Source organism: Oceanobacillus sp. B139/18 (assembly GCF_055524595.1).
Window position 1 is genome coordinate 161,231 of record NZ_JBVFXI010000006.1, and the last position, 13,873, is coordinate 175,103.

A 13,873-nucleotide genomic window follows, 5' to 3' on the forward strand; every position below is an offset into this window, starting at 1 on the left:
TAATAGAAATTATTGTAAAGATAGATTCGTCTAGTAACTGCTGCTATTCAAAAACATAAGAAAGGAGGGAAGAAACACGATGTATACCAGCTGTTTTTATTTCAGCTCCTTTTTGGTTTGTGCATAAACAGGTGTCTTTACAAAGAAATGAATCACCAATACTACTTTAATAAGAAATCACCTGCCAGTAACCATAACTGTACATATTAACTATAATTAATCTTTGGTGGAGGTATAACTATGGAGACTTTCATTGTAATATCAATAATTTTTGTATTATCAGGATTAGCCGTCTATACTTTATCTCATTCAACGTCCAATAGGAAAACAATGAAAAAATATCTGCCTTTATTAGCGTTAGCTATGTTTTTTATTCTCTTAAGCGGGTGTGATACGGATAATAATAGTGCGGATTCAGATCAAGAAATAGAAAACAATGAAGAATTAACCTCTGAAATTGCTACATTAGAAGAGGCTAATTCCAGCCTTCAAGAAGAATATGATGAATTACAAAGCCAATTTAACGAATTAGAAGATGAAAATGAAAAACTGGAAGATTATGAATCAATTAAAGAGGAAAACGAATCACTGACTGAAGAAATTGCTGCATTAGAAGAAGAAAACGAAAAATTCGAAGATTATGAGTCCATTAAGGAAAAAAATGAATCGTTGTCTGAAGAAATCACTACATTACAAGAAAGCAACAGTGAACTGCAACAGCAATTAGAGGAAAGTCAAGAAGCCGACAGATCTGGCAGCTCCGCTTCAAGCACTTCTGCAGAAGACTCTGATGACAATGACACTACTGCTAGTTCATCCCAACCAGATGAAGGCGAGTGTAATATAAAAGGAAGCGAATCCGGCATCTATCACCTCCCGGGCAGCACCTATTATGATCGGACTACAAATGTTGTCAGCTGGCTTTGTTCCGAAGAAGAGGCTCAAGAAGCTGGATATAGGGCACCAAAAAATTAGACTTCAGCCAGCTATAGCTTATTTTTGATTTATAAGTGACAAAAAACAGATTGCTAAAGGGCATTCATGTAATTGGAGATTTTCATTAACAAAACTTTAGTACCAGATAGCTGTTCTTTATCGTGAATCAACTCTTAGTGAAAATCAGAGGAATCTAAGCGGGAAATAATAGACTATAGTTTATTATTTCCCGCTTAATTTCTGAGCTCTGCTGGCGATAAAAGGTTACCAGTTAACACTATGGATATGTAAAAAATGTTCATCCATTTTTTGAAAGAAGGCGTATCTATCTATGTCTCAAAACAAGATGCATTGTTCTCTTCATAATTATTTATTAGGACATTAATCGTTATCCATAATTATAAAACATTATTAGAATATAAAAATAAAGCGAGGCTAAAAACATCCAAGCCCCACTTTATCATTCTATTTCTAATAACTGTTCAAACTGTTTGAAGCTTCGTAGTTATTTCCGTAATTACATCCATCGGTATTGCTCCAGCTTCTTTTAAAATATGTTGTTTTGATTTTGCTGATTCTGATTCATTTTGAATTATCGCTCCTGCATGCCCCATTTTTTTACCTGGCGGAGCATGTAAACCAGCTATATAACTATAAACTGGCTTATTCATTTTTTTGATAACCTCAGCTGCTAAAACTTCATCTTGCCCGCCTATTTCACCCAAATAGATTATTGCTGAGGTATCTTTGTCTTTTTCAAATTCTTGCAGAACCACATGATGCTGTGTTCCAACAATTGGATCCCCGCCTAAACATACGATTGTGCTTATTCCAAGCTTTTTTTCTTTTAATAAGTCAATCACTTCATATGTTAGCGTCCCGCTCCGTGAAACAATTCCAATATTTCCTTTAAATAATATCTCTTCATTTATATCACTAATATTTGCTTCACCAGGAGATATAATCCCTGCAGAATTTGGTCCAAATAATTTCACTTCATTTAATTTGGCATATTCAGATATCTTTATACTATCGTGTACGGATACATTCTCTGTGTAAATTGAAATTACTTTTATTCCCGCATCTATTGCTTCTATTGCAGCTTGATATACAAATGAAGAAGGTACCGAGATTAATGAAACATTAACACCACATTCCCTCACAGCTTCTTCAACAAAATTGTATACAGGTGCCCCCTCTACATTGCTTCCACCTTTCCCAGGAGTAACTCCAGCAACTATCGGAGTACCATGTTTTATCATTTGTTTCGTGAAGTGCCGGCCGGTCTTACCTGTTATCCCCTGTATTAAAATTTTTGATTCTTTATTTATGATAATAGACATTTACTCCCCCCCTCCCTTATCGAAATTAAAGATTCACAAGCTTTCTCTAGATTTTCTTCTACAATTATATTAGGGTATGCTTCTAGTTTTTCACGTGCTTCTTCCATATCTAATCCTTTCATTCTAATTACAATAGGCACTTTTAATTGACCAAGTTGGCTAGATATTGCCTCTGCCAGGACTTTACAACTTGCTAACTGAAAATAAAAATTAAACAGGTATGCTTTAGGGTTTAAACTTTTTATTTCCTCAATTAACGTTTTGGCATCATCGAGATTGTGGATGACATGCCCTTGCAGGTCAACCAATGAATTAACACTGCCACCTTTATGTTTTATAATATCAAGTGTTGCCATGCCAAGACCAGCACCACTAGCCACAATTGCAATATCTCCTCCAATATCAACACCTGCTGCTTTTAAAGATCTGCAGCGCTCACTAAATGAACCTCGATCACGTTCAATCAATAAATATTCATCAGTCCCTTCACTTTCTTCAAGAGAAACTTTTGCATCGCCAGCTACAAGCCTATCATTTTCATCTAAAAACAAAGGATTTATTTCTATAAGTTCTGCTTTCTCATTCTTAAAAATACTCCAAATATTTTTCATAAAAGAATATATCAATTTATAATCTACTTGTAGAAAATTACTCAAACGACGAACCATAAAATCTTGAAGGCCAAGTAGAGGATTTATTTCAATAACTAGTATTTGATCCTTAGGAACACTTTCTATCTCCATACCGCCTTGCCTTGATGCAATAATGATTGGACTTTTTTTATTTCTATCCATTAAAATGGACAAATAGAATTCTTGTTTAAACGATACTATCTCTTCTAAATAGACTTCTTGTACCTTTTCACCTTTAATAGTCTTTTGAGCAATAGCCTCTATAACAAATTCGAGTTCATCTCTATCGTTTACTTTTTTTACTCCTCCTGCTTTCCCTCTCCCTCCTGTCAAAACTTGAGCTTTTGCAATAATAGGAAAGGTTATATCCGCTATTTTATCCTTGCTCAGAAAACCCTTTGGAACACAAATTCCATTTTGTTCTAATATTTTTTTTCCTTCATATTCAAAAAGGTTCATTATCCATACTCCTTATCACTGACTTTAAAACATACTTTAGGGAAAAATTACATCTTCCATATTTAATTTAAACTTGTTTAGAAAGGAATTTATTCATCATATCTTGTGGTTCATTAGATCTATACGAAATCGTGTGAGCTTCCTTGGCAAAAATCATACATGCATCGAAATTCTCCTGACTCAGCTTGTTAAACCATTTTTTATTTGTACTAACTGCTACAGGTGGTTTCGCAGCCATTTCTTCAGCAATTTTTAATGTCTCCTCTTGTAAACTTTCTTGACTTTCCGCTAGACGAGTAATTAAATCGTATTCATAAGCTTCCTTCGCTTTTAATAGCCTTCCAGTTAAAATGAGATCAATTGTTTTTGATTTCCCCATTACTTCCCAAAACATGGTTGATCCAATAATACATGGGAGCCCAACATTCACTTCTGTCATACCAAATTTAGCATTTGGAGAAGCAATTCTAATATCAGCAAGTAATGCTAGTTGTAATCCAGAACCAGCAACGGAACCATTAATTGATGCAATAATTGGTTTGGTAACGCTTTTAATAATACGATAAAGATTTTCAAATTCATCTACCCATGCTTTAGCTGTTTCCTCATCTACGTCCTTACTTTCATTTAAGTCTTGTCCAGCACAAAACCCTTTGTTGCCTGCTCCCGTAATAATAATAGATTTCACAGATTTATCTTTTTCTGCCTTTTGAAAAGCATCGCCTAATTCGTCTTTTAACTTTGTACTTAATGCGTTTAATACCTCTGGCCTGTTCAATGTAATTGTTAAAACCCCGTTATCTACCTTGTAAATTAAATTTTCAAAATCCATTATGACTCCTCCTGTTAATATAATTTTTATTTATTAATAATTAAAGTTCTAAATGTTAAAATAGAGTAAAAACCATAGAACTTTAATCTAATATACCGATTTCTTGATAATACCTTTCTGCTCCTGGATGCAAGTCTGTTAATAAGTTATCTACTGCATTATCGACATCATAATCATTTAATGAAGAATGTATATCAGGTAAACGTTCTACATTTTCATTAATAATTTTTGTGATTTCATAAACCGTCTCTTCATCTACTTCACTGTTAACTGTCAGCACATTACCCATGGAAGCTGTAGGGATGGCTTCATCACCATTAACTGCTTCTGGATAAGTATCAGCTGGAATTTCATTTATCTCTAATCCAAAATCCGTTAAATACTCCATCATATCTTCATCCATTGGTAATATTCGCATATCTCTGCTGACACCTGCTTCTGTAACTGATGAAGCCGGTATTGCTAACTGCGTAAAGATAACATCAACATTTCCATTTGAAAATGCATCAACTTGTTCTTGGTAGCTATTATGGAAAATACTTCCTCCCCAAGATTCTATATCTTCATACGTTACATCATAGTACTCCAAAAACCTTCTAAAAACCCATTCATCTGAATTATTTACTGGTGTAACTGCGATATTTACTCCCATTTCATTATCAAATATTTCATCAATTGACTCTATCCCTGTATCTTCTCCAACAATAAAGTGAAAGTGGTTCGTACCAAACCCATTTCCAATGGTTGAAACATTATCATGAGGTTCCTCAAACGGCTCTTCGCCATCAAGTCCAGCTATAATAAACGGTGGCTGCATCCAAGCTAATTGAGCCTCGTTGTTAGATATAAAAGGCATATTTTGCATACTTCCTCCTGGGATAGTTCGAATATTGATATCTGAATTATTCTCTTGAATTAATGAGCTAATTCCACCAGCCATACTATACCAACCACCGCCTTGAGCACCAGAAGCCCAGGTTAAATTACCTGATCCACTTTCAGTTGCTGCATCACCCTCGGGTGATTCTTGTAATTCAGGTTCTGGTCCTCCACATGCATGTAAAATCATTAACACCAAAATTAATAGTAACAACAGTTTTTTTCTCATCTAATCCCTCCATTCTGAATATAATGCAATTATAACGACAGCTTTTCTTAACAATGAATGGCCCCTTTTAATATCCATTTCGTAACAACCTTAACGCCACGTTATACACCCTTCCTCACCTCCTGTAGATAATTAAAAGAATATAAATAATACAATTAAGTAGTCTCCCCAACTATCAAGCAGCAGTTTCCATACCCAAATCTTGCTTATATTTAATATAATCCCATACAAAATAAATAATTATTAAACCAACACTGATAGAATTTATAATGATTCCCCCGCCAACAGATGCCAGTACTAATATTAATAATAGGATTCGATTAATTATTGAAAGTTTTCTAGACATATAGCCTATAAACACAGCTGCCAGTGTCACTACTACAATAATTGTTGAAATAAATGTAAATAATATTTCGTACCACGCGTAACTGGGCTGCATTAATAAGGCAGGATGATAGACAAATATAAATGGAACTATAAAACCTGCAAAAGCATACTTTGGTGCCATAAAAGCTGTTTTCATGGGCGGAGAATCCGCAATATTTGCGGCCGCAAAGGCTGTTATACCAACTGGAGGTGTAATATCAGCCAGTAGAGCGAAATAAAATATAAATAAATGTGCAGTTAGTAAATCAATACCATATGCAGTAAGGGCAGCAGTAGAAACAGTAGCGGTAATAACATATGCTGCAGTAATAGGAATACCTGCCCCTAATATAATTGTGATGATGGCTATTAAAATTAACGTTGCCCATAACTGTCCGCCTGAAAATTGAAGGATAATTCCACTAAAAGAGAGAGAAAGCCCTGTTTGTGTAATTACGGCAACAATAATCCCTGCTCCAGCCAATGCAGATGCTATCACGGTCCCCATCTTTGTTGCATAGCTAGCTGCTTCCATAACTTTCTTTACAGTCAACCGATTACCAGGCATAATCAACCAAATAATTAACATAGAAACTAAAGCATAGACAGCACTATTTGCAGGTGAAGATCCTGAAAACAAAAAATATACTAATACGAAAAAAGGTATTAATAGTGGGCTTCTTTTTATAATACTTTTCAAGGAAACTCTCATCTCTTCACTTACAGCTTTAATATTTAGCGCTCGCGCATCAAAATGAACCATAGCTATGCATCCAATATAAAATATCAATGCGCTTAATATGGCCGCTTGGAGAATAGATGCATATGGCGTAGCAGTCATTTCTGCCATAATAAAAGCACCCGCTCCCATAATAGGTGGCAACATCGGCCCTCCAGCACTGGATGAAGCCTCAATTGCTCCTGCTTGAGTTGGCGGATAGCCAATCTTCTTCATTAAGGGTATGGTAAAACTGCCAGTAGCATAGATGTCTGACGCAGAACTACCACTGATACTTCCAAATAAACCACTTGAAACAACGGACACTTTTGCAGGTCCGCCTTTATATTTCCCAGCTACTAATATTGATAAATCCATAAAAAGTTCCCCTACTCCAGATTTCATCATAAAAGCTGCAAAAATAATAAAAACAAAAATAATATTACTGGATATTCCTGTTAAAAACCCATAAACACCATCATTTGTTCCAAGGAACATAAGCTCAATTATTCTATTGAAACTATAACTTGGTGCATTAAAAATCCCTGGTAAAAATGGAGCAATAAATATATATCCGAAAACAACTAAAACAACAATTGAAAATGCCATAGAAACAGCTCTCCTACATGCTTCAAGTACGATTACAATCAAAAGAACTCCTAAAATAATTTCTAGGTTTGTAGGTTGTGTTACCAATTCAATTCTTGTTCTCAGAGTCTCAGCGTTTAATATCAGATAAAGACTTGGACATAATGCAAGTATGGTAAATACCCAATCAACTATATTCGGGTTCGAATTACGTTTTTCTTTTTTATAAGGAAATATTAAAAATACCAAAGGAAGTAGTAGAAATAAGTGTACTGCTCTTTGTATACGAGGTTCAAAAGTGCCGTAATATGCCGTATAGATGTGAAATATAACAGAAACTAATGCCCAAATCCCGAATACTATAGCAAACTTCCCTTTAAACTCTCTCATTATTTTCGCCCCTTTTAAAAGTTATAATTAACAAAATATTTCCACGAATCTGTTCGGACATAATAAATATTAATATCAATCGGTTTATCTTGTTCTGTGTAGGAAATCCTTTTAATTTTTAATAAAGGTGTAGACTCTTCTACATTTAAATAGCTTGAAATGATTTTATCAGCTAATACAGCTTCTATTTGCTCTGTAGCTTTTTTTATATCCACACCAGCTTTATTTTTCAATATATCTCCTATAGATATTGAAAATAGATTATCTTCAAAAAATTCAATAGGTACTTCAGGATGTATATAATGTTGTAAATAAATTATCGGGTTGTCGTTAAAGTATCTTACTCTTTCAACATAAGTAATTTCATTATTTAGAAACACATTTAGCTCTGCAGCCAATTCTTCATTGTAAATTTTACTTACTTTAATTGTTTCAGCCTTAATCCTTTTTTCATCGCCATGATTTCCAATATAATTATGCTGAAAACCAGTCATTAAAGTCCATCTTCCAGTAGGATACTTACTCTCTACAACTGACCCTTTTCCCTTAATCCGAATAATATATCCATCTGTCTCTAATTGGTTGAGCGCCTTTCTTATTGGTGTTCTACTCGCTTTAAATATTTTCTCCAATTCTGATTCAGATGGTAAATAGTCACCTATTCTGTAACTTTCGTTTAATATTTGATCTAATAAATTATTATAAATCACTTGATAAATCGATTCTGATTGTTTAGCCACGAATAAATCCATCTCCTTCTAAACCAACTTGTAATACTAAGTATCCTATATTATAAACACATAGTTTTTAATTGTAAACCCTTACATTCAGAATAATTTATTTTCTATTTCAATCCATATTTCTTATTAGGAGTCTTCAAATTAAAATTTAAGTCAAGTAGATGCAAGCTTGTCAATTCTCTAATAGTACGTGATTGATTCATTTAAGATAGATGTGAGCCACTACCTTATCAAATAGGTTAGTGGCTCATTTAATTGCAAGGTAGAATGAAGACATATATATACCTTGAAACAATAATCTATAGTCCTACAAAATCTTATCTTCTACACTATCCTGTGCTAAATTCAAACCTACTCACTGCTTCTTTACGAAGTTTTTGATTATTTGTAACCAATCTGTTATTAAACAACCTCCGTTATTCATAAGGTAAATTATCATCTAATACGGAGGTTATATATGGAAATCCTCGAAATTCGGTTAGAGCAGATTGTATGGGATTTAGAAAGCAGGGTCCACCTTGATATTAAAAGCATGAAGGAAAATATTAAGCAAGTAGGTCTTCTTACTCCTTTATATGTCGTCGGGCCAAACAAAATAAATATTACTTGATTGACGGGTTACGAAGATACACTGCGCTAAAAGAATTAGCTCATACTAACCAAAAGTTTAGGAAAATAAATGTCTTTCGTTACAGAAAAAATGTTGGTACAAAAATAGATAGAGAAACGTTGCGTTTTCACCTTCAATACACCTCCAAGAAAATAATAGGTGCTGAACACTGAGAGCTATAGAAAACATACAAGAAGCAGGAAATTATTCCGATAAAGAAGTAATCGATGTAGTGCAGCCAAAACCGTACCATATTAAACGAATGAAAAGTAGTCGTGAAATTGATAAAAGTTTACGAGATGAGGTTTCTAAAAAGAGAGCAAGTCAACATGCTTTAGAAGTAATACATAACATGGCAATTCCCGCTCAACAATTTTCAAAGCTTTATCAATTACTACTAGATCTCAAACTTAAAATAACTGATGCGAATGCATTGAATAAGCTTAATAAACACCCTCTTTTCGAGAAGTTAACAGATGTACAAAAATCCAAAGCCATCAATAAAACATTAGAGCAATCAAGGTTTATGGATAAAGAGGCAGAGCTGATTATTTTATCCGAATTAATGAACGGTTTTCCAAAAGACTATAGGGATAATACATTGAACTGGATTAATTATTTAGTACAATCGCTAATTGAGATTACTAGCTATATACATCCGAATATTGAACATTCAGCTAACAATCTACAAAGAAAGCAGTTTAGAGCAACTCTATCAAAATTAAACAACCATTTATCTTGGGTTTGGAATCATGAATACAAAGAAAATAAATCCTGTAATGAATTGAACAAATCTTTAATAGGTTTAACAACAAGTGAAGAAACTCAAACAGGATATAAATTTCGATTATATTAATAAAAATACATAGATTATACAACCCCATTATTTTTAACACCTTTTCTTGTACTAAAATTTTATAGTCCCTTATAGAATGAATGACGACAGCGATGTTATAAATTGTAAAAGCAACAGAATGATTTTATTATCTGACTGTTGCTTTTAGTTTTCCATTAAATATCCACTGCCAGTCACTGTATATGAATGACATAATAAAAATACATAGTTTAGCGGTGTAAAAAGTACATAGACAAAATCATTAAAAAACCTGCTGCACAATTAAATAATTAATTATGCAACAGCCTCACGCTCAATATAATATATTCCTTTTATCCTTCATCTATAAAATCGATTATTTCATCTAACTTTCTACCCTACCCCGAAACCGGGTAAGCATAGGCAACAAACCGATCAGGTGCACTGCCTACAAAGTGGAATGGATAACAGGTCGTTACTACTAATACCTCTTCTCCCATCTCGCGGATAACCGATGTATCATCCTCAGGAACAATTTCTGTTTCCCTGATTTCGTACGTATACTCACCATAAGGCATCTGTACGACAAATGTATCGCCTATCTCCAATTCTCCAAAATCACGAAATACGGTATCGCGATGACCTGATAGAAGAATTTGCTCCTCCTGTCCTGGCAACACCGAATTGGATAGATGACCAACGCCTTTTTCTAATGAATCCGGATCAGTTCCCTCGACGATAGGCAATGTTTTTCCCAGTTTAGGGATTTCTAAGGTGGCAAATGCTTCGTCTGTCTCTAAATTAAACTCCTCTATGATTTTCTCTATATCCTGGTCGGGGTCATCCTGCTCGCTGATTCCTTGTTCGATTCTTTCCTCCGCCTGAACTAAAGACTGTTTTTGCGATTGCTCATGTCCTATAATTTGATAACCAAAAACACCTAGACAGACGACGCCAATGATAATAAAGAGGATTCCGATACGTTTCATGGTGATGCTCCCTTCTTCATATCAACTTAATCATTTTCATTACCTTCTAAATAGAACTAACTCAGACTGCTGATTAATTGTTGCCATTTATCTGCTACTTTTTCTTCCGTATAATGAGCAGCTGTGCGTATGGCTGCCTGCCGATAGTATTGCTTTTCTTCGTCCGTTTGATTTAAATACGTAACAATCTTCTCAGCAAAACTTTCCTTATCTCCAAAATCAACAAGAAAACCATTTTTTTCTTCTTGAACCATTTCATCAACACCGTAGCGGACATTGTAGCTGCCAACAGGGCAACCGCATGCTAAGCTTTCTAAAACACTCATGGTGAATCCTTCAGCTTGTCCAGCAAATAAGAATAAGTCGCTGGAGGCGTATACGTCCTCTACATTGTCTACATATCCTTTAAATGTTACATTATTTTTTAAATCAAGCTTTTGAACTAATTTCTTTAAATTCTGTAGTTCTTTTCCACTTCCGTAAATTTCTAATATTACTTCTGGAATATGTTGCTTCACTAAAGAAAGAGCCTCCAATAAGTGATTGATATTTTTTTCGGGAGCTAAACGTCCGACAGAAACCAGCTTATTGGTTTCAGGCTTCTTTTGATCTACTTTATCAGTTATCTTGCAAGGGTGTGGAATAACAGCTAAGTGATTAATGCCAAAACGATTTTCAATATCTTGTTTCTGATTATTTGTTAACACAACAATATTATCGAAGCTATACGGACTATTAAAAACTTCTAGATAATTCTTATTTATCTTGGAACGAAATGCGGTGTTTGAAAAATAAGTGGAATGAATCATAGATATTGTTTTCACGTTTAATTGGTTTTGTCCCGTAAAAATCGAGCTGTATCTTTTATTACGATCAATAATAACAATAGGTTCTTCCTGTCCGATTATTTCTTTCAAAAAATAAAGAATAAGGGCCTGCTCATCTGGCAGCACGGTTTGAAAAACAGCATTTCCATCACTGATAAGATAAGGACCGTCATCGTACTTTACAATCACCCGTTTGCCATAAACATCGAAGTATTCTGTCATGTACACCGTGTTATCATCGTGTAAATATTCGGTGTGGGATAATTGGCCAAACCGGTTAAATCGATCACGGACGATTTTTTTACCATTATGAAAATAATTTATATAATCTAAAAGCTCCTTTGATCTAAATACCATATACTTTACGAGTTTATTATTGGTATCAAAAATACGAATATGTCGTTTTTCTGCTGATTTTTCATCTTCATACCCATATGTTTGTTCTTTTTTTATTTGAAAAGGGGGCATGTTCTTTCCCTCTTCACTGCGTTGAAAAAACTCGAATAAATTAATCATGGAAATATCCGGGTCAACGATTCCATTTTCAACATAGCGTTCCCAATTTGTATGTATATTTACGTTTTTATTCACTGTAACAAATACAGGTTCCACATCTAAATATTTCACAAACATATTGCCGCGTTTCATTGCTGATTTTTCAATACCAGTAAGATGCTGCCCGATATTTGAATGTAAGAAATAAACTTTTTTCTTCTCCAATGACGAACCCCTTTCCCTATCCAAAACAATGCCAGCAAAGCTCCTTTTGACATATTAGCAGAGCTTTGCTTAGACTGTAAATTATTACTGTTTATTCTGTTTTAAAAATAAATTATAGTACGCACAATATCCAGATAAATAATGCTCCACATCATCAATTCGCGTTCGGAAGGAGTGATGCCGAATGAAGAAACTGCCGGTGATTCTTTTCGGATTTTTAAAATACATGGCCAGTTCCGGATAGAAAAAACCATTACGCTGATACTCTGCCCTTCGGTGAATCGTGGCTTCTAATTTCAATTCATCAAAATCTAATTCGTTAATTAAGTCACCGTATCCGTCTGCTTTCATACGATTAACCATCTGATATGCTGCCATCATCAACTCAAGGAAGGTAGGATATGTGGTGATTCGTTTGTAAATATAATCCAGTCTATTTTGTACATTCTGTAAGCCGAATTTATAATATTTACGTTCCGGTTTATAGAGAGTGACCTCATTGGTACAATAGCTTAGCCAGTGATCGTGATGTTTCCAATGATCGCTTTCAATAAAATAGTCAAATGCTTTTTCAACTGCTTGTAGCCACTGTTCATCACGGTCGATTTTATAAAGACGCATCAACGCAAAACAAGCTTCCCCATCATAATAGACAATACGGAACTCCTCTTTTAACGCAAGAGATGGATAATCTAGTATATGAACAAATTTACCATTTTCCTGCTGCAATTGCAGAATACCTCGTGCTAATTTCTGAGCAATTGGAATATGTTCTACATTCTCAAAGACCTCTGTGTATTTCGTGATAGCTAATATTGCTGCGGCAATTGCGCCTAGTTTCACTTCCATCCTATCTGCTTGTTCCCCATCCATGATATAAGCTATGTCTTTCTCTTCATCGACGTATAGCTTTTCACGAATAAGATAATCAATCCCTCTTTCAATGGCGTCTGCAGCTTCTTCTGTGGGATGAAATTCATAGGCTTCAATCATGGAATAAATGGTACTGCTATGCCGAAGACTATTATAGTGCTTTATTTCTTTATCATAGTAAGAGAAAAAACCATATACAAACCTACCATTGGGTTTACTTAAACTGGCTAAATATTTTTGCCCGCCTTTTATTAACATGTCGACTTCTTCTGCATTTAATGGGGTATCCCGCCGTCCATTATCACGTTCGCCCTGATGTAATTTATAGCAGTTCCCTTTTTCATAAAAATAACCTTGTGTCTCAAAAATATATACTTTTTCTACTTTCTTAAAATCAATTGGTTTTCCATTTGGTCTATGTTTTTGAATATACTTTTGTAAATTTTGTTCATGGATAAAGCCGCGTTTTGTTTCTCTATCAATTTGAATCACAGCATTCCCATTTAGTTCTTGTTCTAAAAATGCATGTTTGAAATCCTTACTGAAGCTGACACCTTGACGAAAATAATTTTTCTTGGTTTTTGTAATTCGGTTGATAAATTCAGGAATAGTTACAGGAATAACGTTGGTAACAATATCAATCTTTATAGAGGTAAATAATTCTTTTGTTTTTTCCAAATAGGAATTACCCTGATTCTCTATATTCTCCCATGCCTGATAAAAACTTTTCCCATTTGCAGTGAAGACGGCAGCACGTTTTTCCGCAAATCCAATTGATAAAAAGATAGTCAGCGAGGCCTGGCCGTTGATTTGCTGAAAGGTCTCTCCATCCTCTATTATATTATTTTTCAATGGTTCAAGGTGTTCTTTAAAATGTTGATAAGGTACTTTCTCCTCTGTAATCATCATGTCCTCCTACACTTTAAAA

Annotated in this window: 12 protein-coding genes; 3 read left to right on the forward strand and 9 right to left on the reverse strand. The window is 34.4% G+C overall.

The features are described from left to right. The first annotated feature begins 240 nt into the window (after positions 1–240). A complete protein-coding gene (locus ACZSMY_RS17320; RefSeq protein ID WP_465148047.1) occupies positions 241–975 on the forward strand; it encodes a sunset domain-containing protein in 735 nt (244 codons plus the stop codon). A 443-nt stretch (positions 976–1,418) separates the two neighbouring features. On the opposite strand, the gene ACZSMY_RS17325 is transcribed toward ACZSMY_RS17320, so the two are convergent. From ACZSMY_RS17325 to ACZSMY_RS17350, 6 genes are all read right to left on the reverse strand, one after another. Then, entirely contained in the window at positions 1,419–2,279 is an 861-nt protein-coding gene (locus tag ACZSMY_RS17325; protein WP_339234438.1) for a succinate--CoA ligase subunit alpha, read from the reverse strand. After that, a complete protein-coding gene (locus ACZSMY_RS17330) occupies positions 2,264–3,370 on the reverse strand; it encodes an ATP-grasp domain-containing protein (protein ID WP_339234440.1) in 1,107 nt (368 codons plus the stop codon). The genes ACZSMY_RS17325 and ACZSMY_RS17330 overlap by 16 nt, the downstream gene beginning before the upstream one ends. Before the next feature lie 67 nt (positions 3,371–3,437). After that, positions 3,438–4,202, reverse strand: coding sequence for an enoyl-CoA hydratase/isomerase family protein (locus ACZSMY_RS17335; protein ID WP_339234442.1), 765 nt, complete (start codon positions 4,200–4,202; stop codon positions 3,438–3,440). Positions 4,203–4,284: 82 nt separating this feature from the next. Beyond that, a complete protein-coding gene (locus ACZSMY_RS17340; RefSeq protein ID WP_368900979.1) occupies positions 4,285–5,310 on the reverse strand; it encodes a TAXI family TRAP transporter solute-binding subunit in 1,026 nt (341 codons plus the stop codon). A 175-nt stretch (positions 5,311–5,485) separates the two neighbouring features. After that, positions 5,486–7,372, reverse strand: coding sequence for a TRAP transporter permease (locus ACZSMY_RS17345; protein ID WP_339234446.1), 1,887 nt, complete (start codon positions 7,370–7,372; stop codon positions 5,486–5,488). Between the two features lie 14 nt (positions 7,373–7,386). Then, on the reverse strand, positions 7,387–8,112 hold the full coding sequence (locus ACZSMY_RS17350) for a GntR family transcriptional regulator (RefSeq protein ID WP_368900980.1): 726 nt from the start codon (positions 8,110–8,112) through the stop codon (positions 7,387–7,389). A 457-nt stretch (positions 8,113–8,569) separates the two neighbouring features. Between ACZSMY_RS17350 and ACZSMY_RS17355 the strand changes: the two genes are divergently transcribed. Together ACZSMY_RS17355 and ACZSMY_RS17360 are read left to right on the forward strand one after the other, a co-directional pair. Further along, complete coding sequence (locus ACZSMY_RS17355; RefSeq protein ID WP_339234450.1) at positions 8,570–8,722, forward strand: hypothetical protein; 153 nt, start codon at positions 8,570–8,572, stop codon at positions 8,720–8,722. 232 nt (positions 8,723–8,954) lie between these two features. Then, positions 8,955–9,578, forward strand: coding sequence for a hypothetical protein (locus tag ACZSMY_RS17360; RefSeq protein WP_339234452.1), 624 nt, complete (start codon positions 8,955–8,957; stop codon positions 9,576–9,578). A 356-nt stretch (positions 9,579–9,934) separates the two neighbouring features. Here the strand turns inward: ACZSMY_RS17360 and ACZSMY_RS17365 are convergent, their stop codons facing one another. The 3 genes from ACZSMY_RS17365 to ACZSMY_RS17375 all read right to left on the reverse strand — a co-directional run bounded on the left by ACZSMY_RS17365 (position 9,935) and on the right by ACZSMY_RS17375 (position 13,854). Further along, positions 9,935–10,525 carry a class D sortase gene (locus tag ACZSMY_RS17365; RefSeq protein ID WP_339234453.1) on the reverse strand — a complete coding sequence of 197 codons (591 nt, stop codon included), beginning with the start codon at positions 10,523–10,525 and terminating at the stop codon, positions 9,935–9,937. Between the two features lie 56 nt (positions 10,526–10,581). Beyond that, on the reverse strand, positions 10,582–12,072 hold the full coding sequence (locus tag ACZSMY_RS17370; RefSeq protein WP_465148048.1) for a glycosyltransferase: 1,491 nt from the start codon (positions 12,070–12,072) through the stop codon (positions 10,582–10,584). 84 nt (positions 12,073–12,156) lie between these two features. Then, a complete protein-coding gene (locus ACZSMY_RS17375; protein ID WP_465148049.1) occupies positions 12,157–13,854 on the reverse strand; it encodes a hypothetical protein in 1,698 nt (565 codons plus the stop codon). Positions 13,855–13,873 lie beyond the last annotated feature (19 nt).

Excerpts from the sequence above, each read along its gene's own strand:
- ACZSMY_RS17330 (WP_339234440.1), bottom strand. The coding sequence starts at position 3,370 with ATGAACCTTTTTGAATATGAAGGAAAAAAAATATTAGAACAAAATGGA.
- ACZSMY_RS17345 (WP_339234446.1), bottom strand. The coding sequence starts at position 7,372 with ATGAGAGAGTTTAAAGGGAAGTTTGCTATAGTATTCGGGATTTGGGCA.
- ACZSMY_RS17375 (WP_465148049.1), bottom strand. The coding sequence starts at position 13,854 with ATGATGATTACAGAGGAGAAAGTACCTTATCAACATTTTAAAGAACAC.
- ACZSMY_RS17325 (WP_339234438.1), bottom strand. The coding sequence starts at position 2,279 with ATGTCTATTATCATAAATAAAGAATCAAAAATTTTAATACAGGGGATA.
- ACZSMY_RS17320 (WP_465148047.1), top strand. The coding sequence starts at position 241 with ATGGAGACTTTCATTGTAATATCAATAATTTTTGTATTATCAGGATTA.
- ACZSMY_RS17355 (WP_339234450.1), top strand. The coding sequence starts at position 8,570 with ATGGAAATCCTCGAAATTCGGTTAGAGCAGATTGTATGGGATTTAGAA.
- ACZSMY_RS17340 (WP_368900979.1), bottom strand. The coding sequence starts at position 5,310 with ATGAGAAAAAAACTGTTGTTACTATTAATTTTGGTGTTAATGATTTTA.
- ACZSMY_RS17335 (WP_339234442.1), bottom strand. The coding sequence starts at position 4,202 with ATGGATTTTGAAAATTTAATTTACAAGGTAGATAACGGGGTTTTAACA.
- ACZSMY_RS17365 (WP_339234453.1), bottom strand. The coding sequence starts at position 10,525 with ATGAAACGTATCGGAATCCTCTTTATTATCATTGGCGTCGTCTGTCTA.